This window comes from Nocardia sp. Tas62D01 (assembly GCF_055232035.1).
Genome location: NZ_JBUYUZ010000001.1, coordinates 9,332,397 through 9,354,863, shown reverse-complemented (window position 1 = coordinate 9,354,863; position 22,467 = coordinate 9,332,397). Strand labels below are relative to the sequence as shown.

The 22,467-nt window shown below is 66.8% G+C and carries 23 protein-coding genes; 11 read left to right on the top strand and 12 right to left on the bottom strand.

What is annotated here, in order from left to right:
* Positions 1–42: 42 nt before the first annotated feature.
* Positions 43–321 (bottom strand): hypothetical protein, encoded by a 279-nt coding sequence (locus tag ACV7NQ_RS45490; RefSeq protein WP_463365140.1) that lies wholly within the window; start codon positions 319–321, stop codon positions 43–45.
* A 380-nt stretch (positions 322–701) separates the two neighbouring features.
* Between ACV7NQ_RS45490 and ACV7NQ_RS45485 the strand changes: the two genes are divergently transcribed.
* Both ACV7NQ_RS45485 and ACV7NQ_RS45480 read left to right on the top strand, forming a co-directional pair.
* Complete coding sequence (locus ACV7NQ_RS45485) at positions 702–2,333, top strand: ABC-F family ATP-binding cassette domain-containing protein (protein ID WP_463365139.1); 1,632 nt, start codon at positions 702–704, stop codon at positions 2,331–2,333.
* A gap of 81 nt (positions 2,334–2,414) precedes the next feature.
* Entirely contained in the window at positions 2,415–2,648 is a 234-nt protein-coding gene (locus tag ACV7NQ_RS45480; RefSeq protein ID WP_463365138.1) for a helix-turn-helix domain-containing protein, read from the top strand.
* Between the two features lie 55 nt (positions 2,649–2,703).
* On the opposite strand, the gene ACV7NQ_RS45475 is transcribed toward ACV7NQ_RS45480, so the two are convergent.
* From ACV7NQ_RS45475 to ACV7NQ_RS45460, 4 genes are all read right to left on the bottom strand, one after another.
* Positions 2,704–3,666, bottom strand: coding sequence for a hypothetical protein (locus ACV7NQ_RS45475; protein ID WP_463365137.1), 963 nt, complete (start codon positions 3,664–3,666; stop codon positions 2,704–2,706).
* Between the two features lie 12 nt (positions 3,667–3,678).
* Entirely contained in the window at positions 3,679–4,131 is a 453-nt protein-coding gene (locus ACV7NQ_RS45470; protein ID WP_463365136.1) for a hypothetical protein, read from the bottom strand.
* Positions 4,132–4,420: 289 nt separating this feature from the next.
* The gene (locus ACV7NQ_RS45465) at positions 4,421–4,837 is read right to left on the bottom strand and encodes an acyl-CoA thioesterase (RefSeq protein ID WP_463365135.1); all 417 of its coding nucleotides are present in this window, start codon (positions 4,835–4,837) and stop codon (positions 4,421–4,423) included.
* Between the two features lie 109 nt (positions 4,838–4,946).
* On the bottom strand, positions 4,947–5,369 hold the full coding sequence (locus tag ACV7NQ_RS45460; protein WP_463366060.1) for a cupin domain-containing protein: 423 nt from the start codon (positions 5,367–5,369) through the stop codon (positions 4,947–4,949).
* A gap of 183 nt (positions 5,370–5,552) precedes the next feature.
* Here ACV7NQ_RS45460 and ACV7NQ_RS45455 point away from each other — a divergent pair, with 183 nt between their 5' ends.
* Complete coding sequence (locus ACV7NQ_RS45455) at positions 5,553–6,161, top strand: MarR family winged helix-turn-helix transcriptional regulator (RefSeq protein ID WP_463365134.1); 609 nt, start codon at positions 5,553–5,555, stop codon at positions 6,159–6,161.
* Positions 6,162–6,181: 20 nt separating this feature from the next.
* Here ACV7NQ_RS45455 and ACV7NQ_RS45450 read toward each other — a convergent pair whose 3' ends face one another.
* Both ACV7NQ_RS45450 and ACV7NQ_RS45445 read right to left on the bottom strand, forming a co-directional pair.
* On the bottom strand, positions 6,182–6,748 hold the full coding sequence (locus ACV7NQ_RS45450) for a TetR/AcrR family transcriptional regulator (RefSeq protein WP_463365133.1): 567 nt from the start codon (positions 6,746–6,748) through the stop codon (positions 6,182–6,184).
* Between the two features lie 143 nt (positions 6,749–6,891).
* Complete coding sequence (locus ACV7NQ_RS45445; protein WP_463365132.1) at positions 6,892–9,726, bottom strand: aconitate hydratase; 2,835 nt, start codon at positions 9,724–9,726, stop codon at positions 6,892–6,894.
* 263 nt (positions 9,727–9,989) lie between these two features.
* On the opposite strand from ACV7NQ_RS45445, the gene ACV7NQ_RS45440 reads away from it, so the two are divergent.
* The 8 genes from ACV7NQ_RS45440 (at position 9,990) to ACV7NQ_RS45405 (ending at position 18,642) form a co-directional block, all read left to right on the top strand.
* Entirely contained in the window at positions 9,990–10,613 is a 624-nt protein-coding gene (locus ACV7NQ_RS45440) for an Rv1476 family membrane protein (protein WP_463365131.1), read from the top strand.
* Between the two features lie 264 nt (positions 10,614–10,877).
* A complete protein-coding gene (locus ACV7NQ_RS45435; RefSeq protein WP_463365130.1) occupies positions 10,878–12,314 on the top strand; it encodes an NlpC/P60 family protein in 1,437 nt (478 codons plus the stop codon).
* Between the two features lie 116 nt (positions 12,315–12,430).
* A complete protein-coding gene (locus ACV7NQ_RS45430) occupies positions 12,431–13,648 on the top strand; it encodes an AAA family ATPase (protein WP_463365129.1) in 1,218 nt (405 codons plus the stop codon).
* 32 nt (positions 13,649–13,680) lie between these two features.
* Entirely contained in the window at positions 13,681–14,631 is a 951-nt protein-coding gene (locus ACV7NQ_RS45425) for a DUF58 domain-containing protein (protein ID WP_463365128.1), read from the top strand.
* Positions 14,628–15,632, top strand: coding sequence for a VWA domain-containing protein (locus ACV7NQ_RS45420; protein ID WP_463365127.1), 1,005 nt, complete (start codon positions 14,628–14,630; stop codon positions 15,630–15,632). Before ACV7NQ_RS45425 ends, ACV7NQ_RS45420 begins: the two co-directional genes overlap by 4 nt.
* 170 nt (positions 15,633–15,802) lie before the next feature.
* Complete coding sequence (fabG1, locus tag ACV7NQ_RS45415) at positions 15,803–16,519, top strand: 3-oxoacyl-ACP reductase FabG1 (protein WP_463365126.1); 717 nt, start codon at positions 15,803–15,805, stop codon at positions 16,517–16,519.
* A 79-nt stretch (positions 16,520–16,598) separates the two neighbouring features.
* Positions 16,599–17,462: an NADH-dependent enoyl-ACP reductase InhA gene (gene inhA / locus ACV7NQ_RS45410; protein WP_463365125.1), complete on the top strand. Its 864-nt coding sequence runs from the start codon at positions 16,599–16,601 to the stop codon at positions 17,460–17,462.
* A gap of 115 nt (positions 17,463–17,577) precedes the next feature.
* Entirely contained in the window at positions 17,578–18,642 is a 1,065-nt protein-coding gene (locus tag ACV7NQ_RS45405) for a ferrochelatase (RefSeq protein ID WP_463365124.1), read from the top strand.
* 233 nt (positions 18,643–18,875) lie between these two features.
* On the opposite strand, the gene ACV7NQ_RS45400 is transcribed toward ACV7NQ_RS45405, so the two are convergent.
* The 5 genes from ACV7NQ_RS45400 to ACV7NQ_RS45380 all read right to left on the bottom strand — a co-directional run bounded on the left by ACV7NQ_RS45400 (position 18,876) and on the right by ACV7NQ_RS45380 (position 22,458).
* Positions 18,876–19,673: a serine protease gene (locus tag ACV7NQ_RS45400; RefSeq protein WP_463365123.1), complete on the bottom strand. Its 798-nt coding sequence runs from the start codon at positions 19,671–19,673 to the stop codon at positions 18,876–18,878.
* A gap of 62 nt (positions 19,674–19,735) precedes the next feature.
* The gene (locus ACV7NQ_RS45395; RefSeq protein ID WP_463365122.1) at positions 19,736–20,551 is read right to left on the bottom strand and encodes a hypothetical protein; all 816 of its coding nucleotides are present in this window, start codon (positions 20,549–20,551) and stop codon (positions 19,736–19,738) included.
* Positions 20,552–20,667: 116 nt separating this feature from the next.
* Positions 20,668–21,333, bottom strand: coding sequence for a class I SAM-dependent methyltransferase (locus ACV7NQ_RS45390; RefSeq protein ID WP_463365121.1), 666 nt, complete (start codon positions 21,331–21,333; stop codon positions 20,668–20,670).
* Between the two features lie 125 nt (positions 21,334–21,458).
* A complete protein-coding gene (locus ACV7NQ_RS45385) occupies positions 21,459–22,271 on the bottom strand; it encodes a DUF3097 domain-containing protein (RefSeq protein ID WP_463366059.1) in 813 nt (270 codons plus the stop codon).
* A gap of 25 nt (positions 22,272–22,296) precedes the next feature.
* On the bottom strand, positions 22,297–22,458 hold the full coding sequence (locus ACV7NQ_RS45380; RefSeq protein ID WP_463365120.1) for a hypothetical protein: 162 nt from the start codon (positions 22,456–22,458) through the stop codon (positions 22,297–22,299).
* Between the last annotated feature and the right edge of the window lie 9 nt (positions 22,459–22,467).

Genomic DNA, 22,467 nt, shown 5'->3' with positions numbered 1-22,467 from the left:
AGTGGGCACGGCATGCCCCGGAACAGGGCGCCGCAGAGGGTGTCAGCCGATGAGGGAGTTCATGAGCGTGCCCGCGCTCGTCGCGACGACACCGCCGATCATGCCTCCCGCCACCATCTTCGGGGAGGCCAGCTGGCCGTCGTTCCATTTTTCCCACGCGAATCGGCCGCCGGCGTAGGTAATGCCCATGACTCCGGATAGCAGGACGAGCCACGTGAAGTAGTGCGCGATTTTGAGGATCGGCTCGGAAATGGGTGGCGGTTCCGGAACCGGGTTATCCACTTGGGCTGTGAGCAGTTCGTGTGCGATGTACAGAATCATGGCAGGTCTCTCTAGGTACGGAATCCGACTCTCGCAGGTAGAGCAACTCATGCATGACAGCTATATGTGGCCGAATTATCCGGCGTCTGCGCCGATGCTGTCAACCGGTAGCGCTCGGCAATGCTTTCTCGTCAAGTCCGCTGCCAGCCATGAATTGCCACGATTCGCATGGAATATTTCATGGTTGGGCGACGATCTACACGTACCAATCGACGTCGCGGCTGCCGGTGCCGGGTGGCGCCGCGTTACCGCCGTCACACCTCGATCGCCGGTGGTCAGAGTCCGCGTTCAGACCAGGTAAAATCGGTGGTTCTTGTGCGTATCACGTCGCACAATCGAGCAGCACCCGACCAGCACCACGTATTCGTGAGGAGAAGCCTGTGATCACCGCGACGGACCTGGAGGTCCGGGCAGGAGTCCGCACCCTGCTGTCGGCCCCGGGCCCGGCACTGCGGGTGCAGGCCGGCGACCGGATCGGACTGGTCGGCCGCAATGGCGCGGGCAAGACCACCACGCTACGCATCCTCGCCGGCGAGGGGGAGCCGTACGCCGGAAAGATTCTGCGCTCCACCGACATTGGTTACCTACCGCAGGATCCGCGGGAGGGCAATCTTGATGTGCTCGCCCGCGATCGCGTACTTTCCGCGCGCGGACTTGACGCCCTGCTGCGCGACATGGAAAAGCAGCAGGCGCTGATGGCCGAGGTGGCCGACGACGCCGAACGCGACAAGGCCGTGCGCAAATACGGGCAGCTGGAGGAGCGTTTCTCGGCGCTCGGCGGATACGTCGCCGAGAGCGAGGCGGCCCGCATCTGCAACAGCCTCGGACTGCCCGACCGCGTGCTCGGTCAGGCGCTGCGCACCCTCTCCGGTGGTCAGCGCCGCCGAATCGAGTTGGCGCGCATCCTGTTTGCCGCCTCCGACGGCAGCGGCGGCCGCTCCGATACCATCCTGCTGCTCGACGAGCCGACCAACCACCTCGATGCCGACTCCATCACCTGGCTGCGCGGCTTCCTGCAGAACCACGACGGTGGGCTGATCGTGATCAGCCACGATGTCGACCTGCTCGCCGACGTGGTGAACAAGGTGTGGTTCCTTGACGCGGTTCGCGGCGAGGCCGACATCTACAACATGGGCTGGAAGAAGTACCTCGACGCGCGCGCCACCGACGAACAGCGCCGTCGCAGGGAACGCGCCAACGCCGAGAAGAAGGCGAGCGCGCTGCGCGTGCAGGCCGCCAAGCTCGGTGCCAAGGCGACGAAAGCCACTGCGGCACAGAACATGGCCAAGCGCGCCGACCGACTGATGGCGGAGCTCGACGACGTGCGCGTCGCCGACAAGGTGGCCCGGATCAAGTTCCCCGAACCCGCGCCCTGCGGCAAGACACCGCTGATGGTGCGGAACCTGACGAAGGTGTACGGCTCGCTCGAGATCTTCACCGGTGTGGAGTTTGCGATCGACAAGGGCAGCCGTGTGGTGGTGCTCGGACTCAACGGTGCGGGCAAGACGACGCTGCTGCGGCTGCTCGCCGGCGTGGAGACCCCGGATTCGGGTGGGCTCGAAGAAGGCCGTGGTCTGAAGATCGGGTATTTCGCCCAGGAACACGACACTCTCGACGACCACGCGTCGGTGTGGGAGAACATCCGGCATGCGTCGCCGGATGCGGGAGAACAGGAACTGCGCAGCCTGCTCGGCGCGTTCATGTTCACCGGCCCGCAACTCGATCAGCCCGCGGGCACGCTGTCCGGTGGTGAGAAGACGCGCCTCGCGCTGGCCGGTCTGGTCTCCTCGGCGGCGAACGTGCTGCTGTTGGACGAGCCGACCAACAACCTGGATCCGGTATCGCGCGAGCAGGTGCTCGATGCATTGCGCAGTTACGCGGGCGCTGTGGTGCTCGTGACGCACGATCCGGGCGCTGCTGAGGCACTGAACCCGGAGCGGGTGATCTTGCTGCCGGATGGCACCGAGGACCACTGGTCGCAGGATTATCTGGAACTTATTCAGCTCGCGTGATTTTCATCACAAGGACCTGTTGATCACGGACCGTTGAGTGCTTAGCCTTGAATGACGCGGCTCGGCGACTCGGAGGAAGCCATGAGCGACAGGCCTACACAAGTCAAGGCCCCATTGGGTAAGGGCACACGCGTCACGGGTAAGTCACGCGATCGGCTACAAACCCAGCTGAAGAAGCAGTACGAGGCGGGTGCCAGCATCCGTTCGCTGGCCCGGTCGACCGGCCGCTCCTACGGCTTCGTCCACAACGTGCTGGTGGAGTCGCATGTGCAACTCCGCAGCCGGGGTGGTGCTAATCGTCGTAAGACCCGGTAGCGATTCGCTCGGTGCACCGGCGCTGAGTGTCCGGGCCGCTCGGTGCCCGGGCCGCTCAGTAGCCGGGTACTGCGCCGTCGCCGTGCATCAGTAGGTTGCCCAGGCTGCGGAAGATCGGCAGGCCGGTCTTGATCTCCAGGTACGCGAACTGGCCCTGCGGGTTGACCTCGAGGAAGTAGTACTCGCCGTCGACACCGAGCCGCAGGTCCAGGACGCCGAAGCTGAGACCGAGCGCGCCCATCAAGGTAGCCAGATATTTGCTAACCGACGCGGGCAGGCTGCCGCGCACGAAGTCGACGGTGGTGTCCAGGCGCGAATCGACACGCCCTACACCTGCTTGCGAGTCGATCCGGATCGTCCATTCGACACCGTCGACCCACACCACACGCAGATCGCATTCGGCGTCGACGTAATCCTGAAAAGTGGTCGGCGCGGAGCGGATACCGCCGAGCCTGCCGAAGTCGGCCCTGGTGATGACCCTGGTCTCGGCAAAGTCGGCGCGTCCGGTGCCTGTGCGTTTGTAAACGACCGCGCCGGAACGTGATTCGACAAAACTGCGGGCTTCGTCGGGATCGTTGGTGATCAGCGTCTCCGGGATGGTGAACCCGGCCCGCTGCGCGGTCTGCAGCTGCACGATCTTGCGGCTGGCCATGCGATCGGCGCCAGGATCGTTGACCCAGTTCGCCGGAATCGACCAGAGCAGGCCCTGGATGAACCCGTCGCATTCGGCCTGGCGGTAGGCGTCGTCGGACGCGCGTACACCGGCGGGCACCTGGGCGGGATGCGGTCGTCGCCACCACACCGATCGGACGTCGTCGAGCCCGATGACATGCGACAGCGAGCGCGCGGTACCGAACTGGTCGAGCCGGAAACTTCCGGATTCACGCGGGAAGTCGCGCAGGTCGAGCTGAATCGGGCTGAGCCCGTGGTGTTCTCGCAACGTCGCCGCCATCGCGGTGCCGTGCAGATCGTCGGATTCGGAAACGATCAGGACCGAACCTGTCCGGCGCGCCGCCATGCGGAGTCCCGTTCAGTCGAGACTGTCGCAGTTGATGCCGTCGTCGCTACTGGCGAACGATTTGGTTTGGCAATAGGTGTAGGTGGTGCCGCCGACGCCAGGGCAATCGACGAGGTCGAGCGAATCGGCCCACGACGCCGTGAGTTGTTGCAGCAGTTCATCTCCCAATGCAGGGGAGGGTTCGGCCGCGAGAGTCATCGGACGCTCGACGAGGTCGATGCGGAGGCGTCGGGTGAAGTCGGCGGTGGCCCCGGGGCGGATGTCGACCAAGACCGGGCGGCCGCTGGAACTCGCCCCACGCCCATCGGGCAGCACCCGCAGCACATCGTCCCGACGGAACGTCCACGTCCCCTCGCTGACCCGGACGGTGATATCTCGTTCCGACTCGGCCACCAGCAGGCCCTGCAGTGCGGGAACGCGGTCACCCGTCGGCACGGTGCCGGGGAGGTGGATGGCGTCGGTCATAGGTTTCTCCGATCTGCTCGCGATTTGCCAGGGCCCCCGAGCGTGGTCTGCAGCATATCGCGCAGGGGCCATAGAGCGGCCCGGATCGAAAGATTTCGTGGCCGGTGGCAAACCGGATCCGGCCTGGGAAGCGCTTGAGCCGAAAGAATTTCGGCGAGCGCGGCAATGATGCTCAGCAATCGCAAGGCTATCGCAGCATACCGAGTTTTGTGGTCGTATTGCCCGAGATTGGCGACCGTGCATCCACCCGTGTGGTGCGGCGGGCGAACTGTGCAGCGCCCGAGCGGTTTTACAAGCCGAGCAGCTCCGGCCGTTCGGCGAGACCGCGGAAACGCTTGCCCGGGGATTCGACGAGCTTGCGCGCGGTGAGATCGAGGACGCCACTGAGCACCGAGATCTCCGCAGCGACGGTGCCGTCGAGTTTGCGGATCTCCTGGCGGATCCGAAAGGTTTTGCCCTGCTGCCAATCGAATTCGCAGGTGATGGTCACCTCGTCGCCGCCACGCAACTCGCGACGGTACTTGATCGTCGTCTCGAGCACGACCGGCCCGATACCGGTGGCCAGTAGTTTGTCCTGGCCGACTCCGGCGGCGCGCAGTAGTTCCCAGCGGGCGTGCTCGGCGTACTGCAGGTACACGGCCTGATTGAGGTGGCCCTGCGTGTCGAGCTCATAGCCCCGCACTACGACTGGAACGGAGAAGGTCATGTCATGCCGAACCCCGTTCCAGTCGCCGATTGTTCCCGACGGGGCTGATGTCTTCGCCGCACTCGCCCCGTCATCGTGACTTGCTTCGTCATTCCGGCGAACGCCGAAATCAGCGTCGGTTCGCGTTCCGCTCGGCCCACCAGGTGGGCGAATCCACGAAGTGGTTGTCGAACTCGTCCTGGGACGCCGCGAGATCCTCGAAGGTCGCCTCGCCCTTGACGAGCCGGTCGAGCAGCCGGAAGTAGCCGAAGCGTTCGACAGCGGGCATGAGTGCGATGAGGATCCGCGCCGAGCTGTCCGGGGTCGCGCCGAAGGCGTGCGGCATCAGCTTGGGCATGACGATCGATCCGCCCGCGCCGACGGTGATGATCTCGTCGCCCGCCAGCACCTGCAGCTCGCCGTCCGCGACGTAGAACAGCTCGTCGGAGATGGTGTGGAAGTGCGGTGCCGCACCGTCGGCGCCGCGATCCATGCTGACCTCCAGGTGGCTCACCGTGCCGCCTGCCTCGCTCGAATCGGTGAGCAGCCGCATGGTGACGGAGTCGGTCTTCAGCACCTCGGCGTCCTGCGGCTGACGGATCGCGACCCGGCGGGTGGTGGTGTCGTTCATGATGCTCTCCAAGTGGTTCGGTGATTTATAATTCGCTATTGAACTATATGCCATCGAATAGAATGCTGTATATGGCTGAGACGCAACAACTGATTTCGCAGGCACATGGGTAGCTCATCGGGTACGCCCAAAACCCCGTCACGGACTCAACCGCCGCCCCGCGACGACACTGTCGATGCACTTACAACCGGCAAAAGTCGCGGAGAGGCGGGGGAGCAGCCGGATCCCGTCGACGAGATCGTCACCCAGTGGCACCGCGAACGACCCGACCTCGAGCTGGACGCGATGGCGATCATCGGGCGTCTTGGCAGGCTTCTCGTGGTCGCGCAGCGGGAGATCGAGGCGGTCTTCACCGCGCACGGGCTGCAGCGCGGCGAGTTCGATGTGCTTGCGGCGCTGCGTCGTTCGGGGGAGCCGTTCGAACTCAACCCGTCCGTGATCGCCGACACTCTGATGCTCTCGCGGGCGGGGATGACCGGACGGCTCGATCGCCTGGAATCGGCGGCCCTGGTGCGACGCATCGCCGACGCCGAGGACCGCCGCGCGGTACGCGTCGCACTGACCGATGCGGGCCGCACGCTGATCGACAAGGTCGTCACCGCGCACACCGCGAACGAAACCCGCATCCTGTCGGTCCTTTCCGCGAAGGATCGCCGCGAGCTGGACCGCATTGTCAGGCAGCTGTTGGGCAGCCTCGAGGGCCGAGTGAGGTAGTCCGCTGCGGTTAGCGGCAGTCACTCTTTGCGGCGAACGGATGCTTCGACGAGATCCAGTACTGCCGAAAGGTTTTCGTTCGTGTGGCCGGAGGCGATGCGGGCGATCAGGCCGTCCAGCACCAGGTCCAGGTAGCCGAGTAGTACATCGGTGGGTACGTCGTCGCGGAGTCTGCCCTCGGCCTTGCGGCGTTCGAGGCGGGCCAGGGTGGCGGAGGTGAGTTCCTCGGAGCGCTGCTCCCAGTTCGCCCGGAACTCCGGGTCGGTGCGCAGCCGGCGCGCGATCTCCAAACGGGTTCCGAGCCAATTGAATTGGGCCGGATCGGCCAGCATGTCCCGCATGACCTGGACCAGACCCTGGTTGGCGGCGACATCGGCCATCCGCTCGGCGTCCTCCTGCGCGAGCGCGAGGAACAGCGCGTCCTTATCGCGGAAGTGGTGGAAGATGGCGCCACGGGACAGCCCGGTAGTCTCTTCCAGCCGCCGGACAGTGGCTCCGTCGTAACCGTATTCGGCGAAGCAGCTCCGCGCGCCTTCGAGAATCTGGTTGCGACGCGCTGCGAGATGGTCGTCACTGACCTTGGGCACACAGCCTCCGTTCCGTGTCAGGGCCTCCGCCCGGTGCGCAGGCGCCGCCGGCGATGCCGCCAACGCACTGTGCGTGAAGGTTCGAGCCTAACCTTTTAAGGAGGGCAAGAACTTTCACGCACAGTGCGGGTGATCGTGGGCTATTACCCCTTGATCATGTTCCGTAGCACGTACTGCAGGATGCCGCCGTTGCGGTAGTAGTCGGCCTCACCGGGGGTGTCGATCCGGACCACCGCGTCGAAGGTGATCTTGTCACCGTTCTCCTTGGTCGCCGTGACCTTCAGGGTCTTCGGAGTCGCACCCTCGTTCAGCTGGGTGATGCCCTCGATGTCGAAGGTCTCGGTGCCGTCCAGCTTCAGCGACGCGGCCGACTCGCCGGCCGGGAACTGCAGCGGGATGACGCCCATGCCGATGAGGTTGGAGCGGTGGATGCGCTCGAACGACTCGGTGATGACGGCCTTCACGCCCAGCAGGCTGGTGCCCTTGGCGGCCCAGTCGCGCGAGGAACCCGAGCCGTACTCCTTGCCGCCGAGCACGACCAGCGGGATGCCCGCGGCCTGGTAGTTCTGCGAGGCGTCGTAGATGAACGCCTGTGGGCCACCGTCCTGGGTGAAGTCGCGGGTGTAACCACCCGAGACATCGTCGAGCAGCTGGTTGCGCAGCCGGATGTTGGCGAAGGTGCCGCGGATCATCACCTCGTGGTTACCGCGACGCGAGCCGTAGGAGTTGTAGTCCTTGCGCTCGACGCCGTTGGCCTCCAGGTACTGGGCGGCCGGGGTGCCGGGCTTGATGTTGCCCGCCGGGGAGATGTGGTCGGTGGTGACCGAATCGCCGAGCACCGCGAGCACCCGCGCACCCTTGATGTCGGTGACCGGCGCCGGGCTCTGCGGCATGCCGTCGAAGTACGGAGGCTTGCGCACGTAGGTGGACTTGGGGTCCCACTCGAAGGTCTTGCCCTCCGGGGTGGGCAGGCCGCGCCAGCGCTCGTCGCCCTTGAACACGTCGGCGTAGGACTTGATGAACATGTCCTGGCTGATCGACGAGTTGATGGTGTCCTGGATCTCCTTCGAGGAGGGCCAGATGTCCTTCAGGAAGACGCCGTTGCCGTCGGCGTCCTTGCCGAGCGCGTCGGTCTCGAAGTCGAAGTCCATGGTGCCCGCGAGCGCGTAGGCGATGACCAGCGGCGGCGAGGCCAGGTAGTTCATTTTCACGTCGGGGGAGATGCGGCCCTCGAAGTTGCGGTTGCCGGAGAGCACCGCGGTGACCGACAGGTCGTTGTCGTTGATCGCCTTCGACACCGCGTCCGGCAGCGGGCCGGTGTTGCCGATGCAGGTGGCGCAGCCGTAACCGACCAGGAAGAAGCCCAGCTTCTCCAGGTAGGGCCACAGGCCCGCCTTGTTGTAGTAGTCGTTGACGACCTGCGAACCCGGCGCCATGGAGGTCTTCACCCACGGCTTGGAGGTCAGACCCTTCTCGACGGCGTTGCGCGCGAGCAGCGCGGCGCCGAGCATGACCGACGGGTTGGAGGTGTTGGTGCAGGACGTGATCGAGGCGACCACCACGGCGCCGTGATCGAGCACGAAGTCGCCGTACTCCTCGCTGGAGACCTTGACCGGCTTGCTCGGACGACCCGTCGCGCCGTTGGCGGCGGACGGCCCGAACTCCGCACCGTCGTCGGCGAAGGACAGCACCGCCGGGTCGCTGGCAGGGAAGGACTCCTCGACGGCCTCATCCAGCTTGGTGTGCGGGGTCGTGGCGGCCGGGCCGCTCTCCGCGTCGTCGGTGTAGTTGTGAATGTCCTTGCGGAAGGCCGTCTTCGACTCGCTCAGCGGGATGCGGTCCTGGGGGCGCTTCGGGCCCGCGATGGACGGCACCACGTCGCCGAGGTCGAGCTCCAGGTACTCCGAGTACGCCGGCTCGTGGGCGGCGTCGTGCCACATGCCCTGTTCCTTGGCGTACGCCTCGACGAGCGCGAGCTGGTCGTCGTTGCGGCCGGTCATGCGCAGGTAGTCGATGGTCACCTCGTCGATGGGGAAAATCGCCGCGGTGGAACCGAATTCGGGGCTCATGTTGCCGAGGGTGGCGCGGTTGGCGAGCGGAACCTCGGCAACACCCTTGCCGTAGAACTCGACGAACTTGCCGACCACGCCGTGCTTGCGCAGCATGTCGGTGACGGTGAGCACAACGTCGGTGGCGGTGACGCCCGGCTTAATCTCACCGGTCAGCTTGAAGCCGACGACGCGCGGGATCAGCATCGAGACGGGCTGGCCGAGCATGGCCGCCTCGGCCTCGATGCCGCCGACGCCCCAGCCGAGCACGCCGAGGCCGTTGACCATGGTGGTGTGCGAGTCGGTGCCCACACAGGTGTCCGGGTATGCCTGCGCCTGCCCTTCAGAGTTACTGCGGACCATGACCGTCCGAGCGAGGTGCTCGATGTTGACCTGGTGCACGATGCCGGTGCCCGGGGGGACGACCTTGAAGTCGTCGAACGCGCCCTGGCCCCAGCGCAGGAACTGGTAGCGCTCGCCGTTGCGGGAGTACTCGATGTCGACGTTGCGCTCGAAGGCGTCGGCACGGCCGAACACGTCGATGATGACGGAGTGGTCGATGACCATCTCGGCGGGAGCCAGCGGGTTGACCTTGTTCGGGTCGCCGCCGAGAGTGGCGACGGCCTCACGCATGGTGGCCAGGTCGACGATGCAGGGCACGCCGGTGAAGTCCTGCATGATCACCCGCGCCGGCGTGAACTGGATCTCGATGCTCGGCTGGGCTGAGGGATCCCAATTCGCAATGGCGCGAATGTGATCGGCGGTGATGTTGGCACCGTCCTCGGTGCGGAGCAGGTTCTCCGCGAGGACCTTCAGTGCGTAGGGGAGTTTCTCGGTGCCGGGCACGGCGGCGAGGCGGAAGATCTCGTAGGAGTTGCTTCCGACCTCGAGGGTGCCCTTGGCGCCGAAAGTATCGATACTTGTCGTCACGTCAGCTCCACTCGTCTATGAGGGTGGCCACCGGCGGGGCTGTGCCAGTGGCTCTACGTCTTTGGAGGGCTCCAGCGCTGGAAGTTGCTGGCTCCTCGCCGTCGCCAGCCTAACAGTACGCTTGTCCTGTGAAACGCGCGGGGGCCGTCCGGCGTGCCGTGTGACGGCGCCCCGACACTCCGTCGCGTACTGTGCTTTCGAGTTAGTCGGTGTGGCCGGTGGGCAAGTGCCGGCTCAGAGCTTTGCTCACCCTGCAGTGATGGATGCCCGTCGCCTCGCGCGACGATGCGGCTCGACAGACCGGATGGAAGATGACCGTCTCGCACACCTCGGCTTTCCCGACCTTGGCCACCGAACTGCCGCCGGGTACCGATGACAAGACCTTGACGACCATCAGGGAAGAAGTGGCCGACAATCATGTCGCCGCCCCGAAAGCCAAGGACCAGGCCGCACTGGAGGCGGTCGTCGCCGGCGCTCGGTCCCATGGCATCGAGCTCAGCATCGTGGTGATCCCCGGGAACCCGGGCCACGACTCTAATCTCCGTGACCTGGCCACCGCGGTCGGCAAGACCGAGCACGGCACCGTAGTGGTGCTCAGCGACGACTGGGTCGGCACCTACAGCGATTCGATAAGCCGGGTCAAGCTGGAGTGGGCCGAGGACGCGGCCAAGAGTCAGCAGGGGCATCCGGCGCAGGCGGCGCAGATTTTCGTGGATCGGCTCGACCGGCCGGAGTCCGTCTCCTGGACCGCGATCACCAGTGTGTTGCTGGTCGGGACGGCGATCGTGGTCGGCGGGCTGTACTGGATCAAGTCCCGGCGGGCCGCGGCGACATCTGTGCCGGTAAAGGCTTCGGGTTGGGATGACGACCGAGATTCCGCGCAGTAGCCGGTATCTGTTCAGCAATTTTTCCTGACGGTCAGTTTGTTTTAGCGGGTAAAGCCATGCGCCTATTCGGCTAATTTCTGGCAAAGCGCAAATTACACGTTTGTGATTCTGTTGCTGGAGTTTCTTTAGTGAAGGATGTGTCGTACGGTTCGAATGATTACAGATGGGGAAGAAGTGTTGAGAGAGCTATCTGCCGACCTCTGAGCTCGATGATTCGGCTGAGGCTCGTGAGGCGAAGCCGGAGTCGGGTCCTTGGGAGGTGCGATGCGCAACAACGGCGAAGCCGGCTCTCGGCGTCCGCTATCGGTCGCTCTGGGGTTGCTGGTGACGGTGGCCGTGGTCGTGACCGCGGGGGCCGCCGCCGCGGTGCCACCGGCCCCACCGAACCCGAGCGACGGCCAGATCGCTGACGCCGGAGCGCAAGTCGATGCCAGAGTGAGCGAGGTCGGCACGCTCATCAACCAGGTCGCCGCCGCGGATCAGCAACTGCAGCAGCTCGACGACGCGGTCGCACGCAAGCGCGAAGAGGTCAACAAGGCGCTGGTCGACCTGCAGAACGCACGCGATGCCGCCGATGCCGCCGCCGCGGCCGTCGTCGACACCCAACGCGAACTGGCCGACGCCGGAACCAAAGTCGGTGAGGCGCGCCGCAACTTCGACCAGTTCGCCACCCAGGCATACACCCGGCCCGGCTCCAGCTCGATCGTCACCTACCTCGCTTCCGCCAGTCCCGACCGCGCCCTCGCCCGTGCCCAGGTGATGAACCTGGTGTCGAAGAACCAGCAGCAGGTGCTCGACGGCCTGCGTCGCGCCCAGATCGATCAGGCCAATAAGAATTCCAGTGCGCGCCAAGCGAAGTCCGCCGCCGACGCGGCGGCCGCGATGGCCGAGCAGAAGAAGGTCGACGCGGCGATTGCGGTCGCCGCGGCCAAGGCGGAGTTCGATCAGCAGACCGTGCAGCGCGACAACATCGCCCGCGAACGGACGGCCGTCCAGGGACGGCTGGATGCCGCGCGCACGAATGTCGCCGGGCTGCAAGGCCAGCGAGAGGCGTTCCTGGCCTGGGACGAGCAGCGCAAGGCCGAAGAAGCCGCGGTACGCGCCGCCGCCGCGGCGGCGGCGGCCCGTGCCGCCGCGGACGCGGCGGCCAGGGAACGGGCGTCCCAGGCAGGCGAAGGGAAGCGGCCGCACATCCAGATTGAGGATTCGCCGCCGAGCAAGCCGCGGTCGAGTACACCGAAGTCCGGCACCACGTCGAGCACGCCGTCGATCACCGGCTCCGACGCGGTCGAGACCGTCGTCGACCGGGCCATGTCCCAGCTGGGCATCGTCTATGCCTGGGGCGGTGGCGACGAGGACGGGCCCACCCTCGGCATCCGCGACGGCGGCGTCGCCGACAGCTACGGCGATTACAACAAGGTCGGATTCGACTGCTCGGGATTGATGGTCTACGCCTTCGCCGGTATCGGCGTCTCGCTGCCGCACTACAGCGGTTACCAGTACAACGCGGGCACCCGGGTGCCCGTCGCCGAGCGCGCCCGCGGCGACATGCTGTTCTGGGGGCCCAACGGCAGCCAGCACGTCGCGCTGTATCTGGGCGATGGAAAAATGGTGGAAGCCCCCGAGTCCGGCAAGGTCGTGCGGGTCGCCGCGGTACGTGAGGGCGGCATCATGCCGTATGCGGTGCGTATCGTTTCCTAAGAGTTGTGGCGTTGCGGCGACACCGGATTCCCGTACTGTCGGAGCCGGTTGCGGCGCATGCGGCCATTACCTGGAATAGTTGTGGCAGCACGCACAGGACCAAGGCGAAAGCGGGGATGTTGGTGACTTCGACGGACGGTGTGAGCGGGGCAATTTTGGCGAAGGAATCGCCTGCGCCCGCGGCAAGCACCCTGGAGCGTGACGTCCAGACCCTGGAAAAGGCGATCTACGAGGTCAAGCGGGTTATCGTCGGCCAGGATCGCTTGGTCGAGCGGCTGCTCGTCGGTGTGCTCGCACGCGGCCACGTGTTGCTCGAGGGTGTGCCCGGTATCGCGAAGACCCTTGCGGTGGAGACCTTCGCCAAGGTGGTCGGCGGCTCGTTCTCCCGGGTGCAGTTCACCCCGGACCTGGTGCCCACCGACCTCATCGGTACCCGGATCTACCGGCAGGGCCGCGAGCAGTTCGACACCGAGCTCGGCCCGGTCGTCGCGAACTTCGTGCTTGCCGACGAGATCAACCGCGCGCCCGCCAAGGTGCAGTCGGCACTGCTCGAGGTGATGGCCGAGCGTCACGTGTCGATCGGCGGCAAGACCTATCCGATGCCCGATCCGTTCCTCGTCATGGCGACGCAGAATCCGATCGAGAGCGAGGGCGTGTACCCGCTGCCCGAGGCGCAGCGCGACCGCTTCCTGTTCAAGGTCGTCGTCGACTACCCCTCGGTCGAGGAAGAGCGCGAGATCATCTACCGGATGGGTGTCACCCCGCCAGAGGCCAGGGCGATCCTCGAACCGGATGAGCTGATCCGGCTACAGCAGGTGGCCGCGAGTACGTTCGTGCACCACGCGCTGGTCGACTACGTGGTCCGGGTGATCGTGGCGACACGCACGCCCGCCGAGTTCGGCATGCAGGACGTGGCGAGCTGGATCTCCTACGGTGCGTCGCCGCGCGCCAGCCTCGGCATCATTGCCGCGGCCCGCGCTGTCGCCCTGATCCGCGGCCGCGACTATGTGGTGCCGCAGGACGTGGTCGAGGTGATCCCGGATGTGCTGCGCCACCGGCTGGTGCTGTCCTACGACGCGCTGGCCGACGAGATCAGCCCGGACGACGTGATCAAGCGAGTGCTGCAGACTGTCGGCCTGCCGCAGGTCGCGCCGCAGGCGGTCGCGCCGGGTGCATCGGCCGCACCGGCTCCGGCGGCGCCGCCGGCGATGGGACCGCACGGTGCGCCCCAGCCGCCGCATCAGCAGATTCCGCAGCCGCCTGCGCCGCAGCAGGCCTCGCAGCCGCCCGTCGGGCAGATTCCGCAGGCCGCCGGCAATAACCAGCCGAAGTGACCCGAGCGTCGGATCCGGTTCCACCAGTGTCGATGTCATCACACGCACCGCCTTCGTTCCGAGCAGGAGAGCTGACAGATCCGAGGCTGTCGGCGGCGCTGAAAACGCTCGAGCTCACCGTGCGTCGTCGACTCGACGGCGTCCTGCACGGCGATTACCAGGGTTTGATCCCCGGCCCCGGCTCGGAGCCGGGGGAGGCCCGCACTTATCAGCCCGGCGACGATGTGCGGCAGATGGATTGGTCGGTCACCGCCCGCACCACCCATCCGCACGTGCGCCAGATGATCGCCGATCGGGAACTGGAAACCTGGATGGTGGTCGACCTGTCGGCCAGCCTGGATTTCGGCACCGCCTACTGCCAGAAGCGCGATCTCGCCATCGCCGCGGCGGCCGCTATCACCCACCTCACCAGTGGCGGCGGCAACCGGATCGGTGCGGTTGTCGCCACCGGTGAACAACTGGTCCGAATTCCCGCGCGCAGCGGCCGTGTGCACACCCAGTCGCTGCTGCGCAGCATCGCGACCACCCCGCACGCCCCCGACGGTGTGCGCGGCGATCTGGGCGGCGGCATCGAATCGCTACGCCGTCCGCAGCGCAAGCGTGGCCTCGCGGTGGTCATCAGCGATTTCCTCGGCGACATCAGTTGGCAGCGTTCGTTGCGGGCGATCTCCGCGCGCCACGATCTGCTCGCGGTGGAGGTGCTCGATCCGCGGGACCTGACGCTGCCCGATATGGGTGATGTGGTGCTGCACGACCCGGAGACCGGGCGCACCCGCGAATTCAGCGTGACGCCCACGCTGCGCGCAGATTTCGCGGCCGCCGCGCAGCGGCATCGCGAGCAGGTAGAGCAGGCTTTGCGCAGTTGCGGCGCGCCGGTGATGACGTTGCGGACCGATCGGGACTGGATCGCCGACGTGGTCCGGTTCGTGTCCACCCGCCGCCACGCCTTCGGCGCGCCGACCGGGAAGGTGGCGCGCCAGTGAGCATTTCGCATTTCACCGCACTGATCTGGCTGGCGTTCCTCGCCGTCATCGGGCTGATCGCGCTGGGCTACATCCTTGTTCAGCGCAGCAGGCACAAGCACATGCTGCGGTTCAGCAATATGGAGCTGCTGGAAAAGGTCGCACCGTCGCGGCCGAGTCCGGTGCGGCACGTGCCGATCGCGCTCATGCTGGTCGGGCTGGTGCTGCTCACCGTCGCCGCCGCCGGGCCGACGGCGGTCAAGAAGGTGCCGCGCAACCGCGCGACAGTCATTCTCGTGATGGACGTTTCGCTGTCCATGGAGGCCACCGACGTGCAGCCGACCCGGCTCCAGGTGGCGCAGAAGGCGGGCAAGGAATTCGTCGACGGGCTCACCCCCGGCATCAACCTCGGTTTCGTCACCTTCGCGGGCACCGCGTCGGTGATGCAGCCGCCGACGACGAACCGTGAAGCCGTCAAGGCATCTATCGACAACATCAAACTTGCCGAGCGCACCGCGACAGGTGAAGGCATTTTCACCGCGTTGCAGTCGATCGAGACACTGGCGCAGGTGCTCGGCGGCGCCAGCACGCCGCCGCCGGCCCGCATCGTGCTGATGTCGGACGGCAAGCAGACCGTGCCCGACGACAAAGACGTCGAGAACCCGCGGCACGGCTTCACCGCCGCACGCCTTGCCAAGAGCAAAGGCGTTCCGGTGTCGACGATTTCGTTCGGCACCACGTGGGGCACGGTGGATATCCCGGACCCGGACGGCAAGGGGTCGCAGCGGGTGAAGGTGCCCGTCGACGACGACGCGCTGCGTGAGATCGCCAAGCTCTCCGGCGGCGACTTCTATACCGCCTCGAGCCTGACCGAGCTCACCGCCGTCTACGACACCCTCGAAGAGCAGATCGGCTACGAGATGACCCGGGGCGATGCGAGCAGGCCGTGGCTGTTGCTCGGTATGCTCCTCGTCTCCGCGGGCGTCGTAACCGGATTGCTCTATCGTCAACGCCTGCCGTAGGCGGTGGCCTCGCATGCGCTCGTCCAAGTGTAAGAGACTAGCGACGGGACCCCGTCCGGCTGCGCCTAATCGGGCGGTGGCCCTCGCCCATGGGCGACGCGCTTGTGACATCACACGGATGTGTGGTGCCCGGGCGCGGCGCACGCATCCGAACAGATAGGTTGGTCTTTATGTCGAACATCACATCCCGATCGGTACTGGTGACTGGCGGCAACCGCGGCATCGGACTCGCGGTCGCCCAGCGTCTGCTCACCGACGGCCACAAGGTCGCCGTCACGCATCGTGGGTCGGGGGTGCCGGACGGGCTGTTCGGTGTGAAATGCGATGTGACCGATAGCGAATCGGTCGACGCCGCGTTCACCGAAGTGGAGCAGCATCAGGGACCGGTCGAGGTGCTCGTCGCCAACGCGGGCATCACCGACGACACCCTGCTCATGCGGATGACCGAGGAGCAGTTCACCAGGGTCATCGACGCGAACCTGACCGGCGCGTTCCGATGTGCCAAGCGGGCCAACCGCGCGATGCTGCGGGCACGCTGGGGCCGGATGATTTTCCTCGGTTCGGTGGTCGGCCTCGGCGGTGGCCCCGGCCAGATCAACTACGCCTCGTCCAAGGCCGGTGTGATCGGCCTGGCGCGCTCGATTACCCGTGAGCTCGGCTCGCGCTCGATCACCGCCAATGTCGTCGCGCCCGGTTTCATCGAGACCGACATGACGGCGGAGCTGCCCGACGATCTGCGCGACACCGCCAAGAAGTTCATTCCGTTGCAGCGCCTCGGCCAGCCCGAAGACGTCGCGGCCGTGATCAGCTTCCTGGCCTCCGAGGATTCGGCCTACGTCTCCGGCGCCGTCATCCCGGTCGACGGCGGCATGGGCATGGGCCACTGAGCTAACGGAAATTCGAGCGGCGCCGACACCTCGGTGGCCGCAAGCAACCTACATACGACTTCAGGAGAACCGAGAACTCATGGGCGGATTGCTCGAAGGCAAGACCATCCTGGTCACCGGCATCATCACCGACGCGTCCATCGCGTGGCACGTCGCCAAGGTGGCGCAGGAGGCGGGCGCGAAGGTGCTCATCACCGGGTTCGATCGGCTGCGGCTGATCGACCGGGTCGCGCAGCGGCTGCCGCAGACGGTGCCGCCGGCCATCGAGTTGGACGTGCAGAACGTCGAGCACCTGGCGACCCTGGCCGATCGGGTGCGCGAGATCGCGCCCGAGGGCATCGACGGTGTCGTGCACTCCATCGGGTTCGCGCCGCGCTCCTGCCTCGGTATCGGCGGCGAGTTCCTGGACGCGCCGTGGGCGGATGTCGCGGTGGCGCTGGAGGTCTCGGCCTACTCGTACTCGGCGCTGGCCAAGGCGCTGCTGCCGGTGCTCAATGACGACGCCTCGATCGTCGGCATGGACTTCGACCCGCGCCAGGCTGTGCCGTTCTACAACTGGATGGGTGTCGCCAAGGCGACCCTGGAGTCGGTGAACCGCTACGTCGCCCGCGAGGTTGGCCACCGCGGCATCCGCTCCAACCTGGTCGCGGCGGGCCCGGTCAAGACCCTCGCGGCGAAGGCCATCGCCGGTGCGGCGACGGGCGAGGCCAAGAAGCTCGAGGCGCTCAACACCGTGTGGGACGAGAACGCCCCGATCGGCTGGGATGTCAACGACCCGACCCCGGTCGCCAAGTCGGTCTGCGCGCTGCTCTCGGATTGGCTGCCCGGAACCACCGCCTCGATCGTCTACGTCGACGGCGGCGCGAGCCACAACTGGTCCATCCCGGCTAGCATGCTGGGCGAGGACGAGGCCGCGAACGAGGCGGAGCCGGCGAACGCGTGAGTCTCCCGTCGTCCGGGCGCGCGCCTCTCGGTGACGGCCGGGATGCCTGCGCGCGCCCGGGTGGCGTCTCCCGCAACCGGGTTCCGGCCCGCGCCGCAATGACGATGGGCTGAGCATGAGCTTCGACGCGTTACTGCTGCTTTCCTTCGGTGGTCCCGAACGCCCCGAGGACGTGATGCCGTTCCTGGAGAACGTCACTCGCGGCCGGGGCGTACCGCGCGAGCGCCTCGACGAGGTCGCGCAGCATTACCTGCATTTCGGCGGTGTGTCGCCGATCAACGCGCTCAACCGCGACATCATCGCCGCGGTCGAGGTCGAATTGGCCACTGCCGGAATCGAGCTGCCGGTGTACTTCGGTAATCGGAACTGGGATCCGATGGTCGAGGACACTGTCGCGCGGATGGCTGCCGACGGCGTGCGCTCCGCGCTGGTGCTCCCCACCTCGGCGTGGGGCGGCTACTCGGGCTGCCTGCAGTACCACGAGGACATCGCGAGGGCGCGTGCGGCTTTCGGCGCGGGTGCGCCGGAATTGGTGAAGCTGCGCCAGTATTTCGACCATCCGCTGCTGATCGAGTCGTTCGCGGACGCGATTCGCGCTGCGTTGCGAGAACTTCCGGCCGATCGCCGCGACCGAGCCCGCCTGGTCTTCACCGCACACTCGATTCCGGTCTCGGCGGACGCCGCCGCGGGCCCACCCGGCGACGGTGGCAGGCTCTACAGTCGTCAGGTCGCCGAAGCGGCCCGATTGTGCACCGACGCAACCGGTTTCACCGACTACGACCTGGTGTGGCAGTCGCGCTCGGGTCCGCCGCAGATCCCGTGGCTCGACCCCGACATCGTCGACCATCTCGAGGACCTGTCCGGCAAGGGCGTCGACGCCGTGGTGGTGTGTCCCGTCGGCTTCGTCTCCGACCACCTCGAGGTGATCTGGGACCTGGACAACGAGGCCAAAGATAAGGCCGCCCAACTGGATATGGCGTTCGCCAGGGCGGCGACCCCCGGCACCGATCCACGATTCGCGCAGCTGGTCGTCGAATTGATCGGCGAACACCTGACGAACACCGCTGCACGCCGACTCGGCGCGGTATCGGGCTACGGCTGTACCTACGACGGGGAACCGTGCGCGGTCGGGTGCTGCGCGCCGGCGCGCCGAAGCGGTCCCCGCCGGTCGGTGAAATAGCCTCGCCGGAACGGTGAAGTACCCGCGCTGCCCACCTTCGGGAATACCAACGACGCTGCGATAGCATCGCTTTATATCCGCAGTATCAGCAGCAATACCCGTAGCAGCCGCTATATCAGCCGCAGCAGCCATATCAGCCGCAGCTCCAGCAGTTCCCGCAACAGCCGTATCCGCCGCAGTACCAGCAGCAGCCGCCCAACCACTGAGCTCAGAACATACTGTGCGCGACCGGGTCAGAAGGGCGTGCTGGGCAGTCGAGTGTAAACGCCGGGAAAGCCGGAGCGGGCGCTGCCTTTGCCCCAGGAAGTCAAGCCCGCGAGGCGGCCGTTGACGACAAGCGGTCCGCCGCTGTCGAATTCGCCGGTATCGGCTTCGGTGGATCCGGCGCAAAGCATGTCGGCCGGGTCGAAAGCGGAGCCGTAGGCGGGCGCGCAGGCATTGTCGGAGACCAGGGGGACGAGGGCAGCTCGCAGCCTGGTGTTCGAGGAATCGTCCTCGGTGGTGGCGCCCCAGCCGAGGACGGTGCCGACACCGCCGTCCGCCGCCCCGATTTTCAGGAACGGTCCCGGTTGTGGTCGGTCCAGGGTGAGGATGGCGACGTCGTGATGGTGCACGGTTTCGCCGTCGAAATCGGTGTCGTGGAAGTCGGGGTGGATCCGAATGTTCTTGACGTGCACGGTGGTTCCGTCGCCCGAGTGCAGCTCGGTCCGGCCGAACGTCGCCGTCAACGCCTCTGGTAGGAAGATGGCGACCTCGACGCAGTGCGCCGCGGTGATCACCTGATCCGGCGCGATGAGTGCGCCTCCGCAGAACTGTCCTGACGGTCGGGTGAGGAACAGCGGACTGCCGATCGCGGCGAGCCAGGGATAAGCCGTGGCATTGGTGGTACCGCCGCCAACGACCGCGGCGGCGGGAACCGCCGAAGGCACGGCGAGGCCTATCAGCGCGGCGGTGAGCACCGCGAAACCGCGACGGGTGAAGAGCATGACGCACCGCCCAGGGTCGAGTAGCCAGATGGTCGGCTCATTCAACCAGAACGACCGCCTGCTCGCGCGGCACGCGGCTCTCACACCCCCTGTCGTGCTCCCCAAGTTCAGGCGGCGCCGCGAGCAGCGGCGTGGACGGCGACCAGTCGGGCGGCGCGGATGGCGTCCCACAGCGGGCGCAGCAGGGTTTCCTGGGCGCCTATGGCGGTGGCCGAAGTGGGGGAGGAGGCCGGTTCACGTTGCGCCACGGTGAGGATGGCGGCGACGTGGTCGGCGGTGTTCAGAATTCGCCTGGCGCGCAGCGGGATTGATTCCGGGTAATCGTGCTTGGCGTAGTCGGCGAGTTCGGCTTCGATGAGTTCGCGCGGATCGGAATCGGCCGCGCCGACCGAGGTCGTGTGCAACCGCATAAGGGCGTCGGCGGCGTCGCGGACCGCTTCGCGCATCGCGTATTCGGCCTCGCCGAGGGTCATGTCCGGGCCGGGCGCGGGCGGGATGGGCGTGCTGTAGATGGTCCACTGCAGGGTGTCGTCGTCGGCCCACTGCGGGATCAGGCCGGTGCCCTCGGTTGCGGGGACACCGATGAGCAGGCCCTCGCCCGCCTCGATGGCGTCGGCTGCGAAAGCGGTGCCGGTGGGCATGCCGCGTACATCGCCGGGCACCGGGAGCACCAGCCGCAGCTGTGCGCCCGGTTGCGCCATGGTCTCGCGAATCACCTTGAGCAACGCCATGACTCCGGTGCCGGGCATATTGCCACGAGAGGACCAGGGCAGGTCGTTACGACCGCCGGTCACCGGGTCGCCCGCAGCAATGGTGTGCTGCGGCGCCCAGGCGTACAGGGCCTCCAATATGTCGTCAGGCGCGCTGCATCCGGCCAGCCATGAGCCGGCCCACACCGTCAGCGTGGCACTAGGAGAGCACATAATCATCGAGCATAAAGGGTGATCGCTACTCGGGGGCATCCGTGCTGGGTACCCAGGTGAGCTGCGCGCATGGACGGCCGAACCGATCCTGAATGCGCACCGTTAACTCGCCGGTGTCAACCCCTACGGAAGGCCGCGCGCCACCGGTAGGCCTCCGGCCTGGTCGGCAGCGATACCTGGTCGATGCGGGCGGGCTCGAGCCCGCCCACGGCGAAGGACTCGATCTCTGCGCGGGTCAGCGGCCACGGCGGTCCGTCGACATGCTCGCCCTCCACCCGGATACCGGAGATCACCAGCAGCTCGCCATCCGGCGCCACCATGCGCGCCACATTGACGATCGCCTCGGCGCGCACGGACAGCGGCATGGACTGCACCGTGATCGACTCGACCACCAGGTCGAACGCACCGAGCCACTCGGCGGGCGGGTCGAGCAGGTCGGCCACCACGTAGTCCACCGGCGAGGTCGGAAAACGGTCCAGCGTGGTACGGATCGCGGTCTCGGAGATGTCGAACGCGGTGGTGCGAAACCCCTGCCGCGCAACATGTTCCGCGTCCCGCCCGAGCCCGCTACCGACCACGAGCGCGCGGCCGCCGATGCCGGCGGGGTCGTGTCGCTCGAACCAGTCGACCAGCAGCGGGTTGGGCTCGTCGGCATCCCACGGCACCACCGCGGAGCCCGCCTCGGCGGCGGCATAGAGTCGCTCGAACCAGCCGGTCGGATCGCCCTCGGCGAGCGAGTCGGTAGCGAGCCGGGTTGCGTCCACGTCACGAGGATCGGTCACCCCTCGAGTTTGGCAGAAGGGGGTCGATCGGTCCGATCGACGTCCCGGCGAGTGGATCACCGCTGTCGCTACACCCCAGCCCCGGCCGAATGCGGACGCCTGCGTGGTGCGTGGCAGGGTTGCGACTACTCCGGTTCGGTCACGAAGTCGATGAGGCCTTCCACCGCGCCGATGAGCGGGGCTTCCAGATCGCGGAAGGTTTCGACGGCGTTGTAGACGCGCCGCCAGCCTTCTTGCGGGGTGCCCCAGCCGAGACGGCGACAGATGCCGGTTTTCCAGTCTTCGCCGCGCGGTACGTCGGGCCAGGCTCGAATGCCGACGGTCGGGGGGCGCACTGCCTGCCAGACGTCGATGTAGGGATGGCCGGTGACCAGGACGTGGGGGCCGAGACCGGTGGTCAGCTGGGTTTCCTTCGAGCCGGTGACCAGGTGGTCGACCAGGACGCCGACGCGGCGGCCGGGGCCGGGGGCGAATTCGGTGAGTCGCTCGGCGAGGTTGTCCAGACCCTCCAGGTGTTCTACGACGACGCCCTCGACGCGCAGATCGTGTCCCCAGACCCGCTCCACCAGCGCGGCGTCGTGTACGCCTTCCACCCAGATGCGGCTGGTTCTGGCGACTCGGGCGCGCAATCCCTCCACCCTGGTGGAACCGGATGCCGAGCGCGTGTCCTTCTTCGGTGCGGCGGCGGTGGGGCGGACCAGGGTCACTGGTTGCCCGTCGATCAGGAACGCGGCCTCGCGCATCGCGAACAGCCGCACGGCACCGCGCCCGTCCTCCAGCTTCACGAACTCACCGTCGTAGCTGCGATCAAATCCGACCACGGCGCCGCAGAATCCGGTGGCGGCATCCTCAACCACGAGGTCACGCTCCGCAGTCACCTGCGGCACCGCTCGCTTCTGCTTACGCGAGTGCCCGCCGAAGATGTCGCTGCCGTACATGTCACGCGAACTCACCCGCCCGAAGCTACCTTGCGGGCGCCGGCTTGTGCGACAGGTGTGCCCGGCGCGGCGCGTGTGCGGCGGCGATCGAGATCGGCAGCAGGAAGACCGGATTCGTCGGCGATATGTCGGTGGCGTGGATCGGCGCGCCCCACGCCGCCCGGTCCGCGACCGGGATGGAGAACAACGGTCTGAT

Excerpts from the sequence above, each read along its gene's own strand:
- ACV7NQ_RS45465 (WP_463365135.1), bottom strand. The coding sequence starts at position 4,837 with ATGACCTTCTCCGTTCCAGTCGTAGTGCGGGGCTATGAGCTCGACACG.
- fabG1 (WP_463365126.1), top strand. The coding sequence starts at position 15,803 with ATGTCGAACATCACATCCCGATCGGTACTGGTGACTGGCGGCAACCGC.
- ACV7NQ_RS45385 (WP_463366059.1), bottom strand. The coding sequence starts at position 22,271 with ATGTACGGCAGCGACATCTTCGGCGGGCACTCGCGTAAGCAGAAGCGA.
- ACV7NQ_RS45430 (WP_463365129.1), top strand. The coding sequence starts at position 12,431 with ATGTTGGTGACTTCGACGGACGGTGTGAGCGGGGCAATTTTGGCGAAG.
- ACV7NQ_RS45480 (WP_463365138.1), top strand. The coding sequence starts at position 2,415 with ATGAGCGACAGGCCTACACAAGTCAAGGCCCCATTGGGTAAGGGCACA.
- ACV7NQ_RS45440 (WP_463365131.1), top strand. The coding sequence starts at position 9,990 with ATGCCCGTCGCCTCGCGCGACGATGCGGCTCGACAGACCGGATGGAAG.
- ACV7NQ_RS45455 (WP_463365134.1), top strand. The coding sequence starts at position 5,553 with ATGGGTAGCTCATCGGGTACGCCCAAAACCCCGTCACGGACTCAACCG.
- ACV7NQ_RS45460 (WP_463366060.1), bottom strand. The coding sequence starts at position 5,369 with ATGCGGCTGCTCACCGATTCGAGCGAGGCAGGCGGCACGGTGAGCCAC.
- ACV7NQ_RS45435 (WP_463365130.1), top strand. The coding sequence starts at position 10,878 with ATGCGCAACAACGGCGAAGCCGGCTCTCGGCGTCCGCTATCGGTCGCT.
- inhA (WP_463365125.1), top strand. The coding sequence starts at position 16,599 with ATGGGCGGATTGCTCGAAGGCAAGACCATCCTGGTCACCGGCATCATC.
- ACV7NQ_RS45405 (WP_463365124.1), top strand. The coding sequence starts at position 17,578 with ATGAGCTTCGACGCGTTACTGCTGCTTTCCTTCGGTGGTCCCGAACGC.
- ACV7NQ_RS45475 (WP_463365137.1), bottom strand. The coding sequence starts at position 3,666 with ATGGCGGCGCGCCGGACAGGTTCGGTCCTGATCGTTTCCGAATCCGAC.
- ACV7NQ_RS45470 (WP_463365136.1), bottom strand. The coding sequence starts at position 4,131 with ATGACCGACGCCATCCACCTCCCCGGCACCGTGCCGACGGGTGACCGC.
- ACV7NQ_RS45490 (WP_463365140.1), bottom strand. The coding sequence starts at position 321 with ATGATTCTGTACATCGCACACGAACTGCTCACAGCCCAAGTGGATAAC.
- ACV7NQ_RS45395 (WP_463365122.1), bottom strand. The coding sequence starts at position 20,551 with ATGTGCTCTCCTAGTGCCACGCTGACGGTGTGGGCCGGCTCATGGCTG.
- ACV7NQ_RS45425 (WP_463365128.1), top strand. The coding sequence starts at position 13,681 with ATGTCATCACACGCACCGCCTTCGTTCCGAGCAGGAGAGCTGACAGAT.